Source organism: Spirosoma migulaei (assembly GCF_054776855.1).
In genome coordinates, this window is the sequence record NZ_BAAHBG010000005.1 from 395,990 (window position 1) to 416,519 (window position 20,530).

Consider the following 20,530-nt stretch of genomic DNA (forward strand, 5'->3'; position numbering starts at 1 on the left):
AGGCTAAAAAGATTGGCTGTTTAGTAACAATCCCTTAATTTTGGGGTTACATTCCCTTTACAGAGCTAATCGCTTGAGTCGGTTAGCTACTTTATCCAGCAACCGGTTCTTAATTTTTCTTGATGAACGTTCTAATCATTAGCGTCACTACGGTAGTAGCTTATTTGCTGGGGTCTATTCCCTCAGCCGTTTGGTACGGTCAGGCATTCTTTGGCCTTGATATTCGTGAGTATGGGAGTGGCAATGCGGGTGCTACCAATACCTTTCGGGTACTGGGCAAACGGGCCGGTACCATTGTGATGTTAGTTGATGTACTGAAAGGATATACCGCGGCTATTTTAGCAACCCTGCTTTGGTATGCTGACGTTATTACGGTTAATGAAATTCTGACGTTTAAGATTGTTTTTGGCTTAGTAGCCGTAATTGGGCATCTATATCCTGTTTTTGCCAACTTTAAAGGCGGTAAAGGGGTGGCAACCTTGCTGGGTATGATGCTGGCCACACATCCTGAAATGGCCGCTGTTTGCATCGGTATTTTTCTGTTGGTTGTTATTGCTTCCCAATACGTATCACTCGGATCAATTTTAGCCGCACTGGCGTTCCCAGTTCTATTATTATTGCAGATTTTTGGTCAAAAGGAGAACCCATTGCTAATTGTATTCGGCTTTGTTGTTTTCCTGTTAGTGGTTTTTACACACCAGAAAAATATCGGCCGATTATTACGGGGGCAGGAAAGCCGGACTATTCTGATCCGGTTTCGTAAAAAGCATTAAGTAAGAAAGAAGAGTCTGAACAAGATCAACGCCCCGTCGTTGCGCGAAAAAGGCGTAACTTCGGGGCGAACTTATTGAGGTACGATTTACGGTTTACGATTTACGATTTGAGCTGACGCAAGAAATCGTAAATCGTAAACCGTAAATCGTAAGTACATCTATGACTAACTACCTTGAAACCAATAAGCAGCGATTTTTAGATGAACTGCTTGACTTACTTCGTATTCCATCGGTTTCTGCCGATTCAGCTTTCAAAGGCGATGTACGCCGGGCCGCCGAATTTGTTCGCGACAAATTAACGGCTGCTGGATTAGATAAGGCCACTTTATACGAAACGCCGGGCCATCCGGTTGTGTATGCCGAAAAAATCGTAGATGCCAATCGGCCAACCGTGCTGGTTTATGGTCACTACGATGTGCAGCCTGCCGATCCGTATGAGTTATGGGATTCACCTCCGTTCGAGCCCACGATTCGTAACGAACGGATCTATGCCCGGGGCGCCTGCGATGACAAAGGCCAGTTTTATATGCACATCAAAGCGATTGAAGCGATGGTGGCTACCGATGGCCTGCCGTGTAATGTGAAGGTAATGATTGAGGGCGAAGAAGAAGTTGGCTCCGATCACCTGGGTACATTTGTAACAGAAAATCGCGACATGCTTAAAGCCGATGTAATCCTTATATCGGATACGAGCATTATTTCGAACGAAACGCCTTCGCTTGAAATGGGACTCCGGGGCTTATCGTACGTGGAAGTCCAGGTAACAGGGGCCAACCGTGATCTGCATTCGGGTGTGTATGGCGGTGGTGTGGCCAACCCAATTAATGTCTTATGCGACATGATTGCATCGCTTCATGACGAAGATGGGCGTGTTACCATACCTGGCTTTTATGATAACGTTGTTGATTTAAGTGATGCTGAGCGGGCTGAACTCGCCAAAGCACCTTTTGATCTGGAGGAGTATAAGCGTGATCTGATCATCAACGATGTAATGGGCGAAAAAGGCTATTCAACCAATGAACGGACTTCTATCCGGCCCACATTAGATGTTAACGGCATATGGGGTGGTTATACGGGCGAAGGCGCTAAGACCGTACTCCCCTCGAAGGCATCCGCTAAAATCAGTATGCGCTTGGTTCCCAATCAAACGCCTGATGAGATTACGAACATGTTTACGGCTCATTTTAAGTCGATTGCACCCGCAAGTGTAACAGTTACAGTTGTTCCTCATCACGGTGGTATGCCTTACGTAACCCCTGTTGATTCGGTTGAGTTTGAAGCCGCCAGCAAGGCGTTTGAAGAGGCCTGGGGTAAGAAACCAATTCCAACCCGAGGAGGAGGAAGTATTCCGATTACCGCTTTATTTGAACAGGTGCTCGGGATTAAGTCAATTCTGATGGGTTTTGGCTTAGACAGCGATGCGTTACACTCGCCTAACGAAAGCTACGGCCTTTTTAATTTTTATAAAGGCATCGAAACCATTCCATACTTCTATAAGCATTACGCAGCTCTTAAACAGTAATCATTCTTCAGAAAGTCGCTAAAGACTGCTTAGGTATTAACCCACCTTTTCTCTATGAAAAAAACGCTGTTGGTTCTTTTACTATGTTCTTTTTGGGTAACATGGGCTTCGGCTCAACAAACACCAACTGCTCCACCTGCTCGCGTATTAACCCCCGCTGAGCAAAAGCAAAAAGAAAAAATAGACCGCGAAATTCAGCGAGAACGACAGATCCGGGCGGAATGGCTGCAAAAACAGCGTGAATATGAAGCGAAGCAGGCTGAGAAAGAGCGGCAACGTCAGGCTAAAAAAGCAGCTAAGGAACTACCCCCTCAAGAAGCTCTCAAAGCAAAGCCTGCTGTTGTAACCCCCACTCCGTCTGCCAACGCACCAGTTTCCCCGCCAACCGTCAGCCAGCCTGTTGAGACTACACCGACGATTGTAGGGCCTACGGAAAAAGAGCTAAAAGCAGCGCGTAGAAAAGAAGAGCAGGAGGCTAAAGAAGCCAAACGGGCAAAAGAGAAAGCTGAAAAGCAAGCTGCCAGAGAAGCTAAGGAAGCAAGAGATAGAGTAGATCGGTCTGCCGTAACACCGGAACCAACTCCGCAGGTTAAGGAAGTTCTTGTGGAGCCTGCTGTTCCAGTTGAAACGAAAGCTGAACGCCCAAAACGTGAAAGAAGGCCCGTTGTGAAGCGTACCGACTCTATGGCAGTACCATCTGTTAATGGAGCTGAACCAACTGTAGTTCGACCAGGAAAAGAGTTTTTACCCAAAGGGCATTTATTCGATCCGATTTTGCTGGATCCTCTTGAAGCACAAACCTACGGTAGTGTATTGCCTGGTTACTGGACCGAAGGCCAGAAATATAAAGGGAGTATTGTCCCCTTTGCCTTTGGGTTTGCCAAGCCCTTTTATCGCCGAACTACTGAGCCTGGCCGGGCAGAAGAATGGGTACTGGACTTGGCCTCATTTACGCAGTTTGAAGCGTATCATGATGATGCGTTGAACAAAGCACGTCGGCAAATCGTCAATACGGATTATAAAATTAGCATCATTTACAATATGCGTAGGGGGGAGAACAACTATCGTATTCGGGTGTATCATATATCATCTCATTTGGGCGATGATTATATCTATCGGAACAAGCTAACGGCTCCCTCGCCCAACTCCGTTAATTACGAACAGTTAGACTTTACCTACAGCCGTACCGTAAACAATTGGCGATTGTATGGGGGGGCTGGGATTGTATTGCGAAAAACTGAAGAGCGGAAGCTATTTAGTGCGCAGCTTGGCGCCTTCTATAAAAAACCATCTACCAAAGCTGCTAGACTGGTAGGAGGGGCAGATATTAAATTCTGGCAACAAACCGACTTCCGGCCTGGTATTCATGGTGGTGTTGGGATTGAACTGGGCCGGACACAAAATAACTTAACGTTCCTGCTGGAAGGATATTCGGGTTTCCGACCCTATAGCCAGTATGAACAACAGCAAACTTCGTGGATAGGCATTGGCCTGTACCTGAATCCGTTTTGATTTGCGAGTTACGAATTGCGATGTACGATGTAACGTGCTGGCTAATTCGTAACTCGTAACTCGTAATTCGTAAATCACTATATGGAATTATCTGCATTAACGGCCATTTCACCCGTTGACGGCCGCTACCGGTCTCAGGTAGACGTATTGGCTCCCTATTTCTCAGAACTGGGTTTAATTCATTACCGGGTTCGTATCGAAATAGAGTATTTTATTGCCCTCTGCGAATGGCCTATCCCACAGTTGGCGGGCGTTGATCCAGCGCAATTTTCGGTGCTGCGAACGCTTTATGAAACGTTTTCAGAAACGGATGCGCTTCGGATTAAGGAGATCGAGAAGACCACGAACCATGATGTTAAGGCAGTTGAGTATTTTATTAAAGAAAAGCTGAAAGGATCGCCTGTTGAGCCGTTTCTGGAGTTTGTTCACTTTGGACTAACCTCACAGGATATTAATAACACCGCTATCCCACTTTTATTAAGCGATGCGCTTGACACTGAAATTATACCCCTTTATCGGCAGATATTCATGCGGTTGCAGGAGTTGGCTATGCAGTGGGATGATGTGCCGATGTTGGCTCGCACTCACGGACAACCAGCTTCGCCGACACGTTTAGGGAAAGAACTTTCGGTGTTTGTGGAGCGGATCGAAAAGCAATTACAAATCCTGTCTATGATCCCGACGGCTGCCAAGTTTGGAGGAGCAACAGGTAATTTCAATGCGCATGTTGTTGCGTATCCCAAAGAAGACTGGAAAAAGTTTGGCGACAGGTTTGTTGAAGGGTTAGGGATGGTTCGTAGCCAGTTCACAACCCAGATTGAGCATTACGACATGCTGGCGGCCACCCTTGATGCCTTTAAACGGCTAAATACAATCCTGATCGACCTTGATCGCGACGTGTGGACGTACGTATCCATGAATTACTTTAAGCAAAAGCTGAAGGCGGGTGAAGTCGGTTCATCGGCAATGCCGCATAAAGTGAACCCTATTGATTTTGAGAATTCGGAAGGCAATTTAGGAATTGCCAATGCTATATTCGAGCATTTATCGGGTAAACTGCCTATCTCCCGGCTTCAGCGCGACTTAACCGACTCAACTGTGTTGCGGAGCATTGGCGTTCCGTTTGCGCATTCGTTCATTGCCTTGAAATCGCTATTGAAAGGCTTAAACAAACTTGAGTTAAATCCTGCCGCCATCCACGCTGATCTGGAGGATAACTGGGCCGTAGTAGCCGAAGGAATACAGACCGTTCTTCGGCGCGAAGGTTATCCACAACCCTACGAAGCGCTAAAAGCGCTGACACGTACAAATGAGAAGATTACAGAGCAGGCTATTCAACAATTTATTAGTGAGCTAAATGTATCGGAAGCCGTTAAAGGGGAGCTGAGAGCCATCACGCCATTTACCTATACCGGTTTATAAGAAGCGAGCCGGAAACTTAGCCGTTTACTAGCAGAAATTCCTCACAAACAGTTGTGCCACGCTTCTGAAGCGTGGCACAACTGTTTGTGAGGAATTTCTGCTACTTATGCCTTCAGGCTTTGACCAATAGAATAAAAAATGACCGTCGGTCACCGAAAATGGAGTAGGTAGTCCCATCTATAAAGTTGCAACAGCAAACTATCGATCTATTCAATTCTGCCTAACTAGTAAGATTAATTTTGATGACGTAACTAGTCTACTACGTTATCTCCCACTTGGCCAATAGCCGTGTTTTTAGGAAGTCAATTTGTTTTGACTAATTATCAGAGGCTGAGTTGGCGTAGTGAGTTTCGCGGGTAATCTATATATGAAACTGCAATGAACACATCCGTTATCGTCCTTATTGTGATAGGAGCTATAACCTTTTTTATACTCCTTTGGTCTGGCATTATTTACATGATAAGCTATGCTTCGGGTTGGCAAAAATTGGCAGAAAGTTATTCAACAACGTATACACCTACTCAAACCAGAAGTTGCAGCTGTCTATTTCGAAAATCCAGTAGTTATAATGGAGTCATTCAATATGCGTCTACGAGCGAAGGCCTTTATTTGAAAACAATTAAGTTGTTTTCCATAGGCCATAAACCACTGTTTATCCCATGGTCAGCTATTGAAAACTATGAATCAGATAGTTTGTCAACATCCTACAAGCACAGTTTTATTTTTTACAAAACTAGATTTAATATAGAAGGCGTCTCGATTTATTGTAGCCAGGATGTGAAACTATTACAAACCCAGTACTAACTAGATGAATAGACACACCATGTTAATCTATTTTTTGCCTGCCCTTTTAATTGCCGGATTTTACTATATGACATTCCGAAATAGCCCGAAATATGCCAATATATGGCTGCTTATCGTGATTATCTGTATCGGAATCGGTTTCATGCAGCCGCGAGAGAAGTTTTCCTTAGTTGCTGTTGCGTTAGGAATTATAGGTTTGTTTGTAGTAGTAGTAAAATCACGAACTAGTAGGGAGAATGAGGTTAAGAAATGGTTTGCAGAAAATGGCTTTAAAAAGGTGACATTTTCAGCGGTTGAACCCTTATTTAATACACCTGCTATTGGTACTATCAGGTATTACCCATACATAGGTGAAATCTCCAATCAACAGGAAAAGATTCCGTTTGTTATGGCAATTCGTTATGCTTCATCGATTAGTACTAATACGGCCAGTATTATTTTAGATTGCTCCTATTATTTTAATGGAAAAACAGGCGCTAATGTATTGGAGCAAAAATTTAAAACTGCTAAAGAAAATACACCGCATACTAATTTATGGAAAAGCCATATGCGCTTTTTTGATTTAAAAGATTGTGAAATTTTTAAACCTGCTATGGGTGGTATAGTCGTAAGCTGGCGCGTCCCTGACACCGTTGAGGGCTATAAAGATCGATATGAATGGATAAAGAACGCTTTACAAAACTAATTTTACGACTATGAGTAGTTCACCAAACCCTTTGCAGAATACCATAAGCTTCTTATTTTTTCTTATTCTCTATGTCCTATTCAATATATTTTTTATGGTTGTAGCTGCTATTCTATTTAGTCTGACAAATAAACTGCTGTATCTTCATTTTCCGATCTGGATACTTGCAGTAGCTGCTACGCTGTTGGTATTTGTTATTATGTCGACTTTTAGCAGCAATAGTTCTGATGACCCAAATTTATACTATATAATGACATTAGTGGTTAATCTACTGGTAGTTAGTTCAATGGTTACATTAACAGGTATCAGTAATCTTATTTTCAGTAGTGGACCTTCTATCGCTTTTTCGTTTGGGAAACCTTAGCTAATTACAACAATTATTTACGTGGAAGTTACTGGATTTTTTGCCACTCGGCTTAGCTCAGAGCAACGAAACGCTTTATTGTCTTAGCGAGCAAAAACACAAAAGCGATCTATCAATTAATCAAAAAAGGTTTTGCAATAGATACCACCGATAATCGATTAATTTATAACAACAATTTACCTGTCCTTTTAATGTAAATGCATCTTCTGACGAATATACAAACCTGGAAAATGCAATTACTGGAAATCACAAAGAAATCTTTGATTTTTTATTGACTCAAAATCCAGATGTTAAAACGTTACATACCCCAAAGCTAAAAGGCGAAACCAACGCCTTGCTCATTGCTGAACGATACAAACAGGCTGAAATGCTGGAGAAGCTTAAGCGGCATGCTGCAAAAACTAAGTAATTGTATAGGCCAGCGCCTGGCCTATACAATTACCCCTTCGATAACTCGGTTGCCCGGATCTGGGCGGCTTTTATTCCCACTATCAGCGTATCCGACAATCCACCACTTTCAAATTCGCGTAGGGCTGCTTCGGTAGTTCCACCTTTGGAAGCTACAGCTTTGATAAGGTCGTCTAACGATTTATCAGCATTGTTGATCAGGTGATAAGCGCCAAGCATGGTTTGTTTGACCAATAAGGCCGAAACCGAATCGTCGAAGCCCATTTGTTTACCTGCTTCAATCATGGCTTTTACAACGTAATAGAAATAAGCAGGGCCGCTACCGCTAAGGGCCGTTACGGCATCAAGCATCCCTTCATCCTCCAGAAAAATAGACCGACCCGTAGCATTAATCAGATTTTCGATCTTACGCAGGTTAGTCATATCTACTTCTTTCGCAGCGGTGAAGCCGGTAATACCCATGCCAAGCATAGCGGGCGTGTTGGGCATGGCTCTAACAACCAGCGGGTGGGCCAGCTTTTTCTGAATCTGAGCAATAGGAATACCCGCCATTATGGACAAAATGACCTGCCTGGGCTGAATAATAGCACGTAGAGCCTCGTGAACGCTGTTAAAATCCTGTGGTTTTACCGACAGGATAATTAAGTCGGTTTCGCCAACATGCGGGCCAATCGTGTCAACAACAACGCCCGCCTTTTCAGCTTTTAGGGCTTCAGAGCGATCGCTGCTTTTTTCAATTAAGAGTAAGTCGTCTTTTTTTACAAGGTCGTACTGCAAAAACGATTTGGCAAAAGCCATACCCATGTTGCCGCAGCCTACAATAGCAATTTTCATAAATGGGGAAAGGAGGAGAGGTTGTAAAGGGAAGAGAGGGAGGAAGGTGGAAAGGGAATAAGAATGATAAAGTCCTTTTTTCCCTTTCCACCTTCCTCCCTCTCTTCCCTTTACAACCTATTTTACTTGTAAAATTTCTTCGAGTTTTTGCTCTAGTGCTTCACCACGCAGGTTTTTGGCGATGATTTTACCGTCCTTATCAAGCAGGAATGTAGCCGGAATCGCCTGAACACCATATTGCTGAGCCGCTGCTGACTGCCAGAATTTAAGGTCCGAAACGTGGGTCCAGGTTAAGTTATCATTACGGATAGCTTTAGTCCAGTTGGCTTTAGCCTGATCCAGCGAGACACTATAAATAGCGAAACCTTTGTCTTTGAATTTGTTATACATGCGTACAACATTCGGGTTTTCGGCCCGGCAGGGACCACACCAGGAAGCCCAGAAGTCAATCAGAACGTATTTGCCACGCAATGACGATAGTGGAACTGGGGTGCCGGTCGTATCGTTCAGTGCTATTTCTGGCGCGGGTGCACCAATGGATACGCCTTTAATGCGAGCCACTCGACCAATTAGCGATTTGGCATGCGGGCTGTTGGGATTCTCTTTCTCGAATCGCTGCGCTAAGGCATCGTAGGTGGCAAAATCACTGTCGATGTTAATGAAGTTTAGGGCAAAAAGCGACACCAGCGAAGTTCCCATATCGGGTAGCATAGCTTTCACTTTATTGACAACTTCTTGTTCAGCAGTCTGATAATCCTGCTCGATTTGGGCAATTTTCTTGTTGTCTTTTTTCTCAGTTGCTGCTGCTACCTGTTTGTTCCAGTTAGCAACTTTGGTTTCCATATCGGTGCGGAGCGTATTTAACTTTTCATAGTACTCCATATTCTTGGAGCCTGTTACGGCTGCCTGACCCGTCTGCCCTGTTTTGGCATCCATCCGGAAACCATCAGCCACCACGTTCAGGGTTTCGCCCCCTTCAACCAGCAGTGCCATCTTCTGGCCACCGCCTACATTTAATACAAATACTTCACCACCGTCGGCTACCTTACCGTTGAGTGTAAATGTGTTGCCCGAAGCTAGTTTGGTTGAGTCAATTTTACGGGTCGGCTGTGAGTTTGTTTCCAGATAGACATAGCTGCCCGGCGTTGCTTTGTTGATTTTGCCTGTAACCGTAAATGGTTTTGTGGTTTGGGCATTGGCTACGAGGCTGAGCGCCATGAAACCAGCGATGCTGAATACTACGTTTTTCATATTTTCTGTAATGTCTTCGCTAACAACTCATTCACCAATTTAGGGTCGGCAGAGCCTTTCGATTTTTTCATGACCTCGCCAACAAACATGCCAAGTAAATTTTTCTTGCCTTTCCGGTATTGCTCTACTTTATCAGGCCAGGCTGCCAGTACTTCTTCTACCAACGTTTGCAAAGTGTCTGTATTGCGATTCTGAATGAGTCCGTGTTTCTGCGCGAGTTCGGCAGGGGACGAATCAGGTTGCTCTGTTAATAACGTAAATACCTGTTGGGCAGCCGTCTGACTTACGGTTCCGTTGTCAATAAGCGCAATTAACGCAGCTAACTGGTCTGCCGAAACCGGAAACTGACGATCACGCAACGTTTTTTCGTTAAGTTGCCCTTTTACAGGACCCATAATCCAGTTCGACGCAGCTTTATAATTAGTCGTCTGCGTACAAACAGCTTCGTAATATTCGGCCAATTCCTTAGCATCGGTGAGTAAAGCCGCATCATACTCAGGCAAACCGTACGTCGTCGTAAATTTCTGGTATAACGTAGCCGGAAGTACCGGCATCTGAGCCTGAATATCCGCCAGCCATTCCTCCGAAATCACGACTGGTGTCAGGTCGGGATCAGGAAAATAGCGGTAATCGTTCATGGTTTCTTTCTCACGCATGCCATAGCTTAGGCCGGTGGCGGCATCGAACGTGCGGGTTTCCTGCACAATACGCCCACCCGATTCAGTTAATTCAACCTGCCGCAGAAATTCGCTGTCAACGGCTCGCATTACGTTCCGAATCGAGTTCAGATTTTTGACTTCAACCTTCGTGCCGAGATTCGTTGCACCCTTAGGTCGGATGGAAACGTTTACGTCGCAACGTAGCGAACCTTCCTCCATATTACCGTCGCAGATATCCAGATACCGTACCAACCGTCTGACCTCGGTTAGGTACTGACCAGCTTCGTCGGCAGTGCGAATCGTGGGGTCTGTCACCATCTCGATCAAGGGCGTTCCGGCTCGGTTATAATCGAGCTGAGTGGCCCATTCATCACCATCGTGAATGGATTTGCCCGCATCTTCTTCAAGATGAATATGATGGAGCTGAATGGTTGTTTGGTAAGATTGACCTGTAACTGGGTCTTTGGCTTTAATCGGGATACCGCCACCCACACAAATCGGACCTTTATCCTGCGATAACTGATAGCCTTTCGGCAGATCAGGGTAAAAGTAATTCTTACGGGCAAACACGTTATAGCGTGTTATTTCACTACCGCAGGCCAATCCCATACGAATGGCGAATTCAACAGCCTTACGATTTAATTTAGGCAACGTACCCGGATACCCGAGTGTAATAACACTGATATTGGTGTTCGGTTCTGCGCCAAATGCATTGGCATCAGCCGCAAAAATTTTGCTTTGCGTAAGCAACTGGCAGTGTACTTCTAACCCAATAACGGCTTCGTATTGAGACAGAACTTCTGGCGAAAGGGTCGCTTCGGCTACCATTGGTAAAAATTAGTGATTTTAGGCAAAGATAGGCAGAAATAAAACAGTTGCCGGTTACTAATCAGGATTAACGGAAACAGCTAAAGGTACCGAACAATAAATAGACCAACTTATGGATGTCTATTTTAAAAATTTACCGTCTAAAGTCTGACTGTATCTTTTTTACCTTGAATGACCTCCTCCGAAAATGACTACCCAAACTGTTGAATTAGTTCATGAGAAAAATATTGTGGTAGAAAAAAAATACCACATGAGCTATGAAGAGTTCGCCGAGAAACATCTTTTCGCGAATTATCCCGTTGTAATTGGTGATGCGTGTAAAGCGTGGTCGGCAAAGGATAAGTTTACCCCCCAGTTTTTCAAAAAACACTACAGCGATCGGGAAGTAAACATTGCCGGGAAGACCTACAATTTCGGAGACTATATAGATTGGATGCTGACCGGAACCGAGGCAAACCCAGCCCCTTATCCCTGCACACTTCAAATTGAGAGTGAGTATCCGGAGTTACTCCGTGACGTTATGCCGCCACTTAAATACGCCCAACCTAGTCGTATTGGTAGCAAGCTTGTACCAAATCGGCTATTATCGGGAGCCAATACACTGGAGATATTTTTTGGTAGCCCAGGAGCTTTGTTCCCTTACGTGCATTACGACTTTATGTGTCTTCATGCCTTCATTACACAATTATATGGTGAGAAAGAATTTACGGTTATCCCACCTGATCAAACGCCTTATCTGTACCCAACTCCCGGAAATACCTGGGTTTCGCAGGTAAATGATATCTGGAATCCTGATCTGGAAAAATATCCGCTGTTTGCCAAAGCAACTCCAGTCTCATTTGTTGTTGGCCCTGGCGAGACACTGTTTATTCCGTGCGGATGGTGGCATACTGCCCGTTCACTAACGCCTACTATATCCGTTGCGCTGGATAGCCTGAATGCCTCTAACTGGAAAAATTTCATGAATGAGGTGGATATGAATATGCAACAGCGAAAACCCAAATTAGCCAAAGCCGTTCAGGCCTACCTTTCTGTGGCAGGCGGGATACTGGGTACGCTGGAAAAGGCTGGAGTGAGTGTGTAACGTTGTTATCAAATCACATTCAGTCGATACTTCAGATACGTTTGTGCCAGAAGGGCAAATTTCTGCGGGTTCGGTACGCGAACCCGCTCATTCTGAATGCGGGAAGCCGGGAGTTGCTTTATTTTATTAAACAGCGTTTGGTAATACATATAGGCCAGATAAACCCCCATTCTGGCACCACGTGGCAGGTTTAGAATACCAATATAAGCCTCATCGAAGTCACGTTGAATATCGTCTTCAATCACTTGCTTTACATCACAGCCAAAGTTGCTAAAATCGACACCGGGGAAATAAGTACGCCCGCGTTCTACAAAGTCGCTTTTCATATCGCGTAGGAAGTTCACTTTCTGGAAGGCAGCACCTAGCTTGCGAGCGGGTTCGCATAGTCGGTTAAACTCCGTTGAATTGCCCTCACAGAATACACGCAAACACATCAGGCCTACAACTTCTGCTGATCCATAGATGTATTCGCTATAGCCGTCCGTATCATATTCCTGGCAATAGAGGTCCATTTCCATACTTTTCAGAAAGGCCTCAATAAGCTCGTGTTCAATTTTATACTCCCTAACAACCAGTTGGAACGACTGCAAAACCGGATTTAAACTAATGCCTTCGTCGATAGCCTGATAGGCGTCGTGTTTAAAGCGCTCGAGCAGTGTTTTTTTATCGTAGTCATGAAAGGTGTCCACAATTTCATCGGCATACCGAACAAACCCGTAGATGGCGTAGATCGGGAAATGAAATTTACGGTCGAGTGTCTTGATGCCTAAGGTAAACGACGTACTGTAACGTTCCGTAATTAATTTACTACATTCCAGTGCGGTTTTATTGAACAACGCCATCATAAAGTGTAAGAAGGAAGGGTTAACGGAAAACCATCAGAGGAAACAGGTATAAAGAGAATTAAACGGATTTGACTTTATTTTTTCCTGTTTTTTCTTGCTTTTCCTCTAAAACTAAACAAATTCTTTGGCAACCTCATCAGCTACGACCAATCCTGAAATCAGGGAAGGGGGTACACCAGGCCCTGGCACCGTGAGTTGACCGGTGTAGAACAAGTTGTTAACCCTTTTGTTCTTGAGGGATGGTTTAAAAAATGCAGTTTGTTTTAATGTGTTGGCCAGGCCATATGCATTACCCCGAAAAGCATTGTAATCATGTTCGAAATCTCGGTGTGCATAGCTCCGTTTGAATACAATATGACTGCGAATAGCCTCACCTACGTAAGCTTCCAGCCGATCCATAATCAGGTTGAAGTAATGTTCGCGGGTATCCTCATCATCTGTAAGGCCGGGAGCCACAGGAATAAGCAGGAATAAATTCTCGCAACCTTCGGGTGCTATGCCAGGATCGGTTTTTGAAGGAGCCGATGCATAGAACAAGGGCTTGGTAGGCCAGCGGGGCGTTTCATAAATCTCCTGCGAGTGAAGGGTAAAATCTTCATCGAAGAAGAGATTATGATGTTGTAAACGCGGAACCCGTTTACTCACACCCAGGTAAAACAGCAGTGATGAGGGGGCCATAACCCGTTTCTGCCAATAATCGTCGCTATAATTTCGGTTGACTGGATCGACCAGACTCGTTTCAACGTGGTTATAGTCTGCTCCGGCCACCACTACATCGGCCTCAAAAATACCATCGTTCGTAACAACCCGTTGCGCCTTTTTATTCAATATGTCAATTTTTTGGACTGTCTGGTTCAGTAAAATTTTAACACCTTTCTCCTCCGCCAGGCTTACCATTGCTTTCACAATTTCGTACATACCACCCATTGGATACCAGGTTCCTAAGGCCATTTCGGCATAATTCATCAGGCTGTACATGGCGGGTGTATTCTCGGCCGTAGCTCCTAGGAATAATACAGGAAACTCAACAATTTCGAGCAGACGCGGGTGTTTAAAAAACTTACGGGCATGTGTCGCAAATGACTGAAAAACATCGAGTCTTGTCACATCATACAGCAATTTCAAACTAAGAAATTCGGTAACAGACCGGCTTGGTTTCCAGACAAACCGATTCATACCAACCTCATACTTATAGGCGGCCTGTTTCAGGAACTCCCGAAGTTGGGGTCCACTACCAGGCTCTATTTGCTCAAAAAGGATTTCTAAATTGTCTATACCAGCCGGAAGATCAACGGATTCGTTGGGCCCAAAGACGACTTTGTAAGAAGGGTCAAGTCGAACAAGATTGTAATAATCAGACGGCTTTTTACCGAAACGGGCAAAATAGGTTTCAAATACATCGGGCATCCAGTACCAGCTTGGGCCCATATCGAAGGTGAAACCTTCCGCCTGAAAAACACGGGCCCGGCCACCAGGCATAGAATTCTTTTCGAGAATAGTAACGTCGTAACCTTTATCGGCAAGGCTGGTGGCAGCGGCCAACCCGGCAAATCCGGCTCCAATAACAAGAACGCGTTGGGGCATTAGTTAGAAAAAAATGATTGAGTCAACAGATAATTGCTTGATGAAGCAATTTGTTTGCGTGAAGCTAGCCGAAATTTTGCGAAAACAAAGTAGGTAAAGGCCTGCTTGGTCTACTGAGAGAGAAATTAGGCATTGCAACTTTATGAGTGTGTCAACCTATCAATAATTTCGTGACACCTGCTTTTGAAATCAATAAACGCTTGATTGTCAAGTTATAAAATGAAAAAAAGTTGGGTGGACACCACCCAACTTTTTCGAACCTTCCTCTTTTTTAACCAAAAACTACTCAATCAATATGTCTTAGACGGAGCAATGTCCGCAAAGTATCGCTTATGCGTTAAAATAAGCGTAAACTTTTAATTGATCTTTCAATTCTTTCCGGGCAATGTGAATTCGGTTCTTTACCGTCCCAATGGGAATATTCAATTTTGCCGCAATTTCATGGTATTTAAAACCCCGGAAATGCATCATAAACGGAGTTTTATACGTATCGTCAAGGCCGTTCACTGCCCGGTTGATATCATCCTGAGCAAAGGACGAATAAGCCAGGTTATCAGTGCTGCTTTCTATGGAATTAATGTAGTGCAGGTTGTCGGTTGTATCAATGAAGGTGTTTTTACGCACCATGCGCTGATAGTTCGTGATGAATGTGTTTTTCATGATCGTATACAACCAAGCTTTCAGATTGGTACCGTCCGTGTATTTATCACGATTGGTAAATGCTTTCAGTAATGTGTCCTGTAATAAGTCGTTCGCATCTTCAACATCTTTTGTAAGACGGAGCGCGAATGGGCGTAACGATTTGGACACTTTGCCAATATGATTAGTAAATTCGAGAGCTGTCATGGCTGTTTAGTTTTTCTGTTGAATCACATCTGCACATCTACAAAACAAAAAAACAACCAGTCTCTCCAGAAATTAATATATGATTCCACTTTTAGTGATAATTGACTTTAAATCAGTGTATTGTGTTTGCTTAATTTTGCTTGCCAAACTCAGTACAGGTGGGATTCATAATTGGGGAGTGTGGAATATTTCCCCCATTCTGGGGAATCTCAGGTGTGGATTTTGTTTAGCATTTGTAATTTTTTGTTAAACAAACTTCGGGCCCCTACCTGAGTTTTCCAAATATCTCAAGCGTATATGTTAGGCATTAGCATGCAAGCTGGTAATAGTTGCCAGAATAGAGACATAACTTAGAAGTTGTACCGATATTAAGAAGAAAACGGGTCAGATAAGACCTTCCTTTAATAAATCATGTAGATGCACAAAGCCATAAATATGCCCCGATTCGGCCACAATAAGCTGCGTAATATCTCGCTCCTGCATTAACTGTAAAGCCGCTACAGCATACTCGTCGGGTGCTACGCAAACTGGTTCAGCAGTCATTGCATCCTGCGCACAGAGTTTCCAGAATGAATCGTGCTCATAGGCTAGCCGCCGAATATCACCATCGGTAACAATACCAAGCAGCAAACCAGCCTCATCGACTACAGCGGTTGCTCCTAAACGGTTGGCGGAAATTGTAAAAATAACGTCTTTGATGGTTGTGTCTGGTAGAACTTGCGGGCACTGATTGTGTGGGAAAATGTCGGCTACTTTCAGATATAACCTTTTTCCTAACGATCCACCCGGATGATAGCGGGCAAAATCCTGTCTGGTAAAACCACGTAGCTCTAAAAGACTGACAGCCAGTGCATCACCTAGTGCGAGAGCTACCGTTGTACTCGTAGTTGGGGCTAAATTCAATGGATCTGCTTCGTATTCGGCATACGCATGAAGTACATGGTTGGCATGCTGAGCTAAATAGGAATCGCGTGCACTTACGAGTGCTATTAGCTGAACGTTTGTTCGCTTCAGCAAGGGTAATAAGACCTTTATTTCAGCTGTATTCCCACTCTTCGAGATAATAAGAACCACATCGTTATCCTGGATCATGCCTAAGTCGCCATGAATCGCATCCGCAGCATGCATGAACAAAGCAGGCGTACCGGTGGAGTTCATGGTTGCAACAATTTTCTGACCAATCAGCGCACTTTTGCCAACGCCTGTTACGACCAGACGGCCTGTGGTCATTAGCAACGTTTCAACGGCTGAATCAAATTGGTCATCAAGCAAATCAACGGCGTTCCGGATAGCTTCCGCTTCGGCCAAGAGTACCGAACGGGCGATGGTCTTAGGATTTTTTATTACTTTCAATGTCAGTTTTGATAAACAGGAATACTTTGCTGTGTATATTCGCTAACTTTATATAGCAAAGATACGGCAAGCAAATAGAGGAAAGTAACTTTTGTACGATTTGTAGAATGATGCAGGTTGATGAGGCAGTCCATGCGACGCTTAGAGAACGACTGAAAGAAATTTTTGGATATAGTCAATTCAGGGGCGAACAGGAAGTTATTATTTATAGTATCCTGGCGGGGCGCAACACGTTTGTTATAATGCCCACTGGGGCAGGTAAGTCATTGTGTTACCAACTGCCCGCTATTGTTAGCAATGGTACAGCCGTTGTTATTTCCCCCCTAATTGCCCTGATGAAAAATCAGGTTGACCAGTTAAATGCCTTTGGAATCAATGCGCAGTTTCTGAACTCGACGCTCTCCAAGGCCGAAATGAACAAGGTCAAAAAGGATACGTTGAACGGCACACTCAAGCTGCTGTACATTGCGCCAGAGTCGTTAACGAAAGAAGAGAATTTGGATTTTTTGAAGAAAGCCAACATTTCTTTCGTCGCTATTGACGAAGCGCACTGTATTTCTGAATGGGGTCATGACTTCCGGCCTGAGTATCGGAAAATACGCGGTATTGTCGATAATATTGGCAATCTACCTGTCATCGCACTGACTGCTACAGCTACGCCTAAAGTACAGCTGGATATTCAGAAAAACCTCCAGATGGAGGATGCTAATCTATATAAAACATCGTTCAATCGGAAGAATCTTTACTACGAAATAAAGCCTAAAGTAGACGCCAAGAAGCAGCTTATCAAATACGTTAAGCAGAATAAAGGTAAGTCGGGGATTATCTATTGCTTAAGCCGAAAAACTGTTGAGGAAATTGCCGAACTACTCAGTGTTAATGATATAAAGGCACTTCCTTATCACGCTGGTCTGGACCCGCAAACGCGGATGAACAATCAGGATGCCTTTCTGAACGAAGATGCCGACGTAATCTGCGCTACCATTGCCTTTGGTATGGGAATTGACAAGCCAGACGTTCGGTTCGTGATTCACTACGATGCCCCTAAGTCGCTCGAAGGATATTATCAGGAAACAGGACGGGCGGGTCGTGATGGACTGGAAGGCAACTGCCTGATGTTCTATAGTTACGATGATATCGTTAAACTGGAGAAGTTTAATAAAGATAAACCCGTTACGGAGCGCGATAATGCCAAGCACTTGCTAGCCGAGATGGTTTCTTACGCTAATCTGGGCGTTTGCCGTCGTCGGCAGCTATTGGGCTATTTTGGGGAGTTCCTGGATAAAGATTGTGGTTTTTGTGATAACTGTCTGAAATCGACCGAAAAGTTTAAAGTGCAGCACGAAGTTGTACTAGCCTTACAAACTGTATTGCAAACAGATCAGCGATTCGATGTGGCGCACTTAGCCGATGTGCTGACGGCCACGACCAACCAATATGTCACCAGCTACGAACACGACCGGCTTCCTGTATACGGTAAGGGACTTGCCTTTAGTGACGATTGTAACTATTGGTGCTCACTGATCAAACAGATTACTATTTATGGATATCTCGAAAAAGATGTTGATAACTATGGGATTCTGAAGGTGTCTCAGCGAGGTATGAATTATATTGAAGATCCATACCCAATTACGCTGGCTAAAGATCATGACTACGAGCAGCAAGCTGTCGATACTAAAGAGGACGATGATAAAGATTCGTCTCCAGCGTCGGGTGGCGTTGCCTATGATGAAGAACTGCTTGGGTTATTAAAAGCACTTCGGAAAAAAATTGCCAAGGAAAAGAATCTGCCTCCTTATGTTATCTTCCAGGAAACGTCGATGGAGGAGATGGCGACTACTTACCCCACCACGCGTGAAGAAATGGCGCAGATCAATGGGGTTGGTATGGGCAAAGTGCAGAAGTTTGGTCGGCCTTTTATCGACCTGATTGCCAAATACGTTGAAGAAAATGAGATTGAAACGGCTCAGGACGTAGTCGTTAAATCAACGGTTAATAAATCGAAAGTCAAGATTTTCATCATCCAGCAGATCGACCGGAAAGTTGACCTCGATGAAATTGCTGAATCGAAGTCGTTGTCGATGGAAGACTTGATGGAAGAAATTGAGCATATCTGTTATTCAGGTACACGGCTTAACCTTGATTATTACATTAATCAGGTAATGGATGAAGACCGGCAGGACGAAATTTTCGACTATTTCATGCGGGCCGATAGTGATAACATTGCTGTTGCCATGCGTGAATTTGGAGGAGATGATTTCACCGAACAAGACTTGCGCCTAATGCGCATTAAATTCCTGTCGGAAGTAGCTAACTAATTGATTTATGGTTTACGATTTACGGTTTACGATTTCCTGTTGGATATGGGGAATCAAATCATAAATCGTAAATCGTAAATCGTAAATCAGTACATGAATATACTAATACTTGGGTCGGGTGGGCGAGAGCACGCTTTCGCGTGGAAATTAGCGCAAAGTCCGTTATGTGATAAATTGTTTGTGGCGCCAGGCAATGCCGGTACAGCACAGGTTGCCACTAATTTGCCTATTAGTTATATTGACTTTCCGGCTGTTGCCGATACAGTCCGGGATAAAAAGATCGACCTGCTGATTGTGGGGCCAGAGGAACCCTTAGTAAAGGGAATTGTAGATTTTCTTCGTCAACAGCCTGATTTGGCCAGTTTGCGTATTGTTGGACCTGACGCCAAAGGAGCACAATTAGAAGGGAGCAAGGATTTCTCCAAGCAGTTCATGCACCGCTACGGCATCCCAACGGCGGCTTCTCAAACGTTTACGGCAGAAACGCTTCAGGAAGGGTTAGCCTACCTGGACTCGCACTCATTGCCAATTGTTTTAAAAGCAGATGGATTGGCCGCAGGCAAAGGCGTTATTATTGCCGAAACACTGGCAGATGCTAAAACGGCAATGAGCGATATGCTAGACGGCCACAAGTTTGGCGAAGCAGGTAGCAAGGTGGTTGTGGAGCAGTTTTTGCGAGGTGTTGAACTGTCGGTGTTTGTTCTGGCCGATGGGGATAATTACAAAATCCTGCCTGAGGCTAAAGATTACAAGCGGGTTGGCGAAGAAGATACAGGACCGAACACAGGTGGTATGGGAGCCGTTTCTCCTGTTGTATTTGCCAGTCAGTCATTTCTCCAGAAAGTTGAAGATAAAGTAGTGAAACCGACCCTGGCAGGTTTGAAACAGGAGGGGATTCATTATCAGGGCTTTATTTTTGTAGGACTCATGAAGGTTAATGGAGAACCCTTTGTGATTGAGTATAATGCACGTATGGGCGATCCGGAAACGGAAGTGGTACTGCCCCGGCTCCAAAGTGATTTTGTGGAATTGATGGTGGCTACTGCCGATGGAGAACTGGATAAAATTTCGGTTCAGGTCTCTCCCCAAACCGCGGTAACAACCATGCTGGTATCGGGTGGTTATCCCGGTGATTATGAGACCGGTAAAATCATTTCTGAATTAGAGCGTTTAGAAGATGTAATAGCGTTCCATGCCGGAACGAAAGCTCAGGATGGTCAGGTGTTGACCAACGGTGGGCGAGTAATGGCGATAACGGCGCAGGCCAATTCGCTAGAAAATGCTGTTCGGAAGTCGCAGGAAGCGGCCCGGATGGTGCAATTTGGGGGGAAACAGTACCGTAAAGATATCGGGGTTGACCTGATTCGGTACTCAGATTAGTTTGACGTTGTAGTTTGAGGTTTGTCGTTAACTGGCACAGAACTTCAAATCACAAACG

At 44.5% G+C, this 20,530-nt stretch carries 15 protein-coding genes; 8 read left to right on the plus strand and 7 right to left on the minus strand.

Translation table 11 applies throughout. The annotated features are described in order from the left end of the window. Positions 1–122: 122 nt before the first annotated feature. The 5 genes from plsY (at position 123) to ACYVGO_RS07255 (ending at position 6,718) form a co-directional block, all read left to right on the plus strand. Positions 123–773, plus strand: a complete 651-nt coding sequence (plsY, locus tag ACYVGO_RS07235; protein ID WP_142775906.1) for a glycerol-3-phosphate 1-O-acyltransferase PlsY — start codon at positions 123–125, stop codon at positions 771–773. A 160-nt stretch (positions 774–933) separates the two neighbouring features. Further along, positions 934–2,295, plus strand: coding sequence for a dipeptidase (locus ACYVGO_RS07240; RefSeq protein WP_460968620.1), 1,362 nt, complete (start codon positions 934–936; stop codon positions 2,293–2,295). Positions 2,296–2,349: 54 nt separating this feature from the next. Then, complete coding sequence (locus ACYVGO_RS07245) at positions 2,350–3,807, plus strand: DUF1207 domain-containing protein (protein ID WP_460968622.1); 1,458 nt, start codon at positions 2,350–2,352, stop codon at positions 3,805–3,807. 81 nt (positions 3,808–3,888) lie between these two features. Then, positions 3,889–5,229, plus strand: a complete 1,341-nt coding sequence (gene purB / locus ACYVGO_RS07250; protein ID WP_142775903.1) for an adenylosuccinate lyase — start codon at positions 3,889–3,891, stop codon at positions 5,227–5,229. Between the two features lie 808 nt (positions 5,230–6,037). Then, entirely contained in the window at positions 6,038–6,718 is a 681-nt protein-coding gene (locus ACYVGO_RS07255) for a hypothetical protein (protein WP_460968624.1), read from the plus strand. An 802-nt stretch (positions 6,719–7,520) separates the two neighbouring features. On the opposite strand, the gene proC is transcribed toward ACYVGO_RS07255, so the two are convergent. From proC to gatB, 3 genes are all read right to left on the minus strand, one after another. Further along, positions 7,521–8,324: a pyrroline-5-carboxylate reductase gene (gene proC / locus ACYVGO_RS07260; protein ID WP_460968626.1), complete on the minus strand. Its 804-nt coding sequence runs from the start codon at positions 8,322–8,324 to the stop codon at positions 7,521–7,523. Between the two features lie 117 nt (positions 8,325–8,441). After that, entirely contained in the window at positions 8,442–9,575 is a 1,134-nt protein-coding gene (locus ACYVGO_RS07265; protein WP_142775899.1) for a TlpA disulfide reductase family protein, read from the minus strand. Next, positions 9,572–11,062: an Asp-tRNA(Asn)/Glu-tRNA(Gln) amidotransferase subunit GatB gene (gene gatB / locus ACYVGO_RS07270; protein WP_460968628.1), complete on the minus strand. Its 1,491-nt coding sequence runs from the start codon at positions 11,060–11,062 to the stop codon at positions 9,572–9,574. Before gatB ends, ACYVGO_RS07265 begins: the two co-directional genes overlap by 4 nt. 187 nt (positions 11,063–11,249) lie before the next feature. Between gatB and ACYVGO_RS07275 the strand changes: the two genes are divergently transcribed. Further along, positions 11,250–12,146, plus strand: coding sequence for a cupin-like domain-containing protein (locus ACYVGO_RS07275; RefSeq protein WP_142775897.1), 897 nt, complete (start codon positions 11,250–11,252; stop codon positions 12,144–12,146). Between the two features lie 8 nt (positions 12,147–12,154). Here ACYVGO_RS07275 and ACYVGO_RS07280 read toward each other — a convergent pair whose 3' ends face one another. The 4 genes from ACYVGO_RS07280 to ACYVGO_RS07295 all read right to left on the minus strand — a co-directional run bounded on the left by ACYVGO_RS07280 (position 12,155) and on the right by ACYVGO_RS07295 (position 16,774). Further along, complete coding sequence (locus ACYVGO_RS07280) at positions 12,155–12,991, minus strand: phytoene/squalene synthase family protein (protein WP_142775896.1); 837 nt, start codon at positions 12,989–12,991, stop codon at positions 12,155–12,157. A 111-nt stretch (positions 12,992–13,102) separates the two neighbouring features. Continuing rightward, complete coding sequence (locus ACYVGO_RS07285) at positions 13,103–14,575, minus strand: phytoene desaturase family protein (RefSeq protein WP_460968630.1); 1,473 nt, start codon at positions 14,573–14,575, stop codon at positions 13,103–13,105. 330 nt (positions 14,576–14,905) lie between these two features. Then, complete coding sequence (locus ACYVGO_RS07290) at positions 14,906–15,421, minus strand: RNA polymerase sigma factor (RefSeq protein ID WP_111347040.1); 516 nt, start codon at positions 15,419–15,421, stop codon at positions 14,906–14,908. Between the two features lie 384 nt (positions 15,422–15,805). Next, entirely contained in the window at positions 15,806–16,774 is a 969-nt protein-coding gene (locus tag ACYVGO_RS07295) for a KpsF/GutQ family sugar-phosphate isomerase (RefSeq protein ID WP_460968632.1), read from the minus strand. Between the two features lie 107 nt (positions 16,775–16,881). Here ACYVGO_RS07295 and recQ point away from each other — a divergent pair, with 107 nt between their 5' ends. Next, positions 16,882–19,092: a DNA helicase RecQ gene (gene recQ, locus ACYVGO_RS07300; protein WP_142775893.1), complete on the plus strand. Its 2,211-nt coding sequence runs from the start codon at positions 16,882–16,884 to the stop codon at positions 19,090–19,092. Between the two features lie 93 nt (positions 19,093–19,185). Then, positions 19,186–20,472, plus strand: a complete 1,287-nt coding sequence (purD, locus tag ACYVGO_RS07305; RefSeq protein ID WP_142775892.1) for a phosphoribosylamine--glycine ligase — start codon at positions 19,186–19,188, stop codon at positions 20,470–20,472. The last annotated feature ends 58 nt before the right edge of the window (positions 20,473–20,530 follow it).

Excerpts from the sequence above, each read along its gene's own strand:
- proC (WP_460968626.1), bottom strand. The coding sequence starts at position 8,324 with ATGAAAATTGCTATTGTAGGCTGCGGCAACATGGGTATGGCTTTTGCC.
- purD (WP_142775892.1), top strand. The coding sequence starts at position 19,186 with ATGAATATACTAATACTTGGGTCGGGTGGGCGAGAGCACGCTTTCGCG.
- recQ (WP_142775893.1), top strand. The coding sequence starts at position 16,882 with ATGATGCAGGTTGATGAGGCAGTCCATGCGACGCTTAGAGAACGACTG.
- ACYVGO_RS07245 (WP_460968622.1), top strand. The coding sequence starts at position 2,350 with ATGAAAAAAACGCTGTTGGTTCTTTTACTATGTTCTTTTTGGGTAACA.
- ACYVGO_RS07275 (WP_142775897.1), top strand. The coding sequence starts at position 11,250 with ATGACTACCCAAACTGTTGAATTAGTTCATGAGAAAAATATTGTGGTA.
- plsY (WP_142775906.1), top strand. The coding sequence starts at position 123 with ATGAACGTTCTAATCATTAGCGTCACTACGGTAGTAGCTTATTTGCTG.
- ACYVGO_RS07290 (WP_111347040.1), bottom strand. The coding sequence starts at position 15,421 with ATGACAGCTCTCGAATTTACTAATCATATTGGCAAAGTGTCCAAATCG.
- gatB (WP_460968628.1), bottom strand. The coding sequence starts at position 11,062 with ATGGTAGCCGAAGCGACCCTTTCGCCAGAAGTTCTGTCTCAATACGAA.
- ACYVGO_RS07280 (WP_142775896.1), bottom strand. The coding sequence starts at position 12,991 with ATGATGGCGTTGTTCAATAAAACCGCACTGGAATGTAGTAAATTAATT.
- purB (WP_142775903.1), top strand. The coding sequence starts at position 3,889 with ATGGAATTATCTGCATTAACGGCCATTTCACCCGTTGACGGCCGCTAC.
- ACYVGO_RS07255 (WP_460968624.1), top strand. The coding sequence starts at position 6,038 with ATGAATAGACACACCATGTTAATCTATTTTTTGCCTGCCCTTTTAATT.
- ACYVGO_RS07240 (WP_460968620.1), top strand. The coding sequence starts at position 934 with ATGACTAACTACCTTGAAACCAATAAGCAGCGATTTTTAGATGAACTG.
- ACYVGO_RS07265 (WP_142775899.1), bottom strand. The coding sequence starts at position 9,575 with ATGAAAAACGTAGTATTCAGCATCGCTGGTTTCATGGCGCTCAGCCTC.
- ACYVGO_RS07285 (WP_460968630.1), bottom strand. The coding sequence starts at position 14,575 with ATGCCCCAACGCGTTCTTGTTATTGGAGCCGGATTTGCCGGGTTGGCC.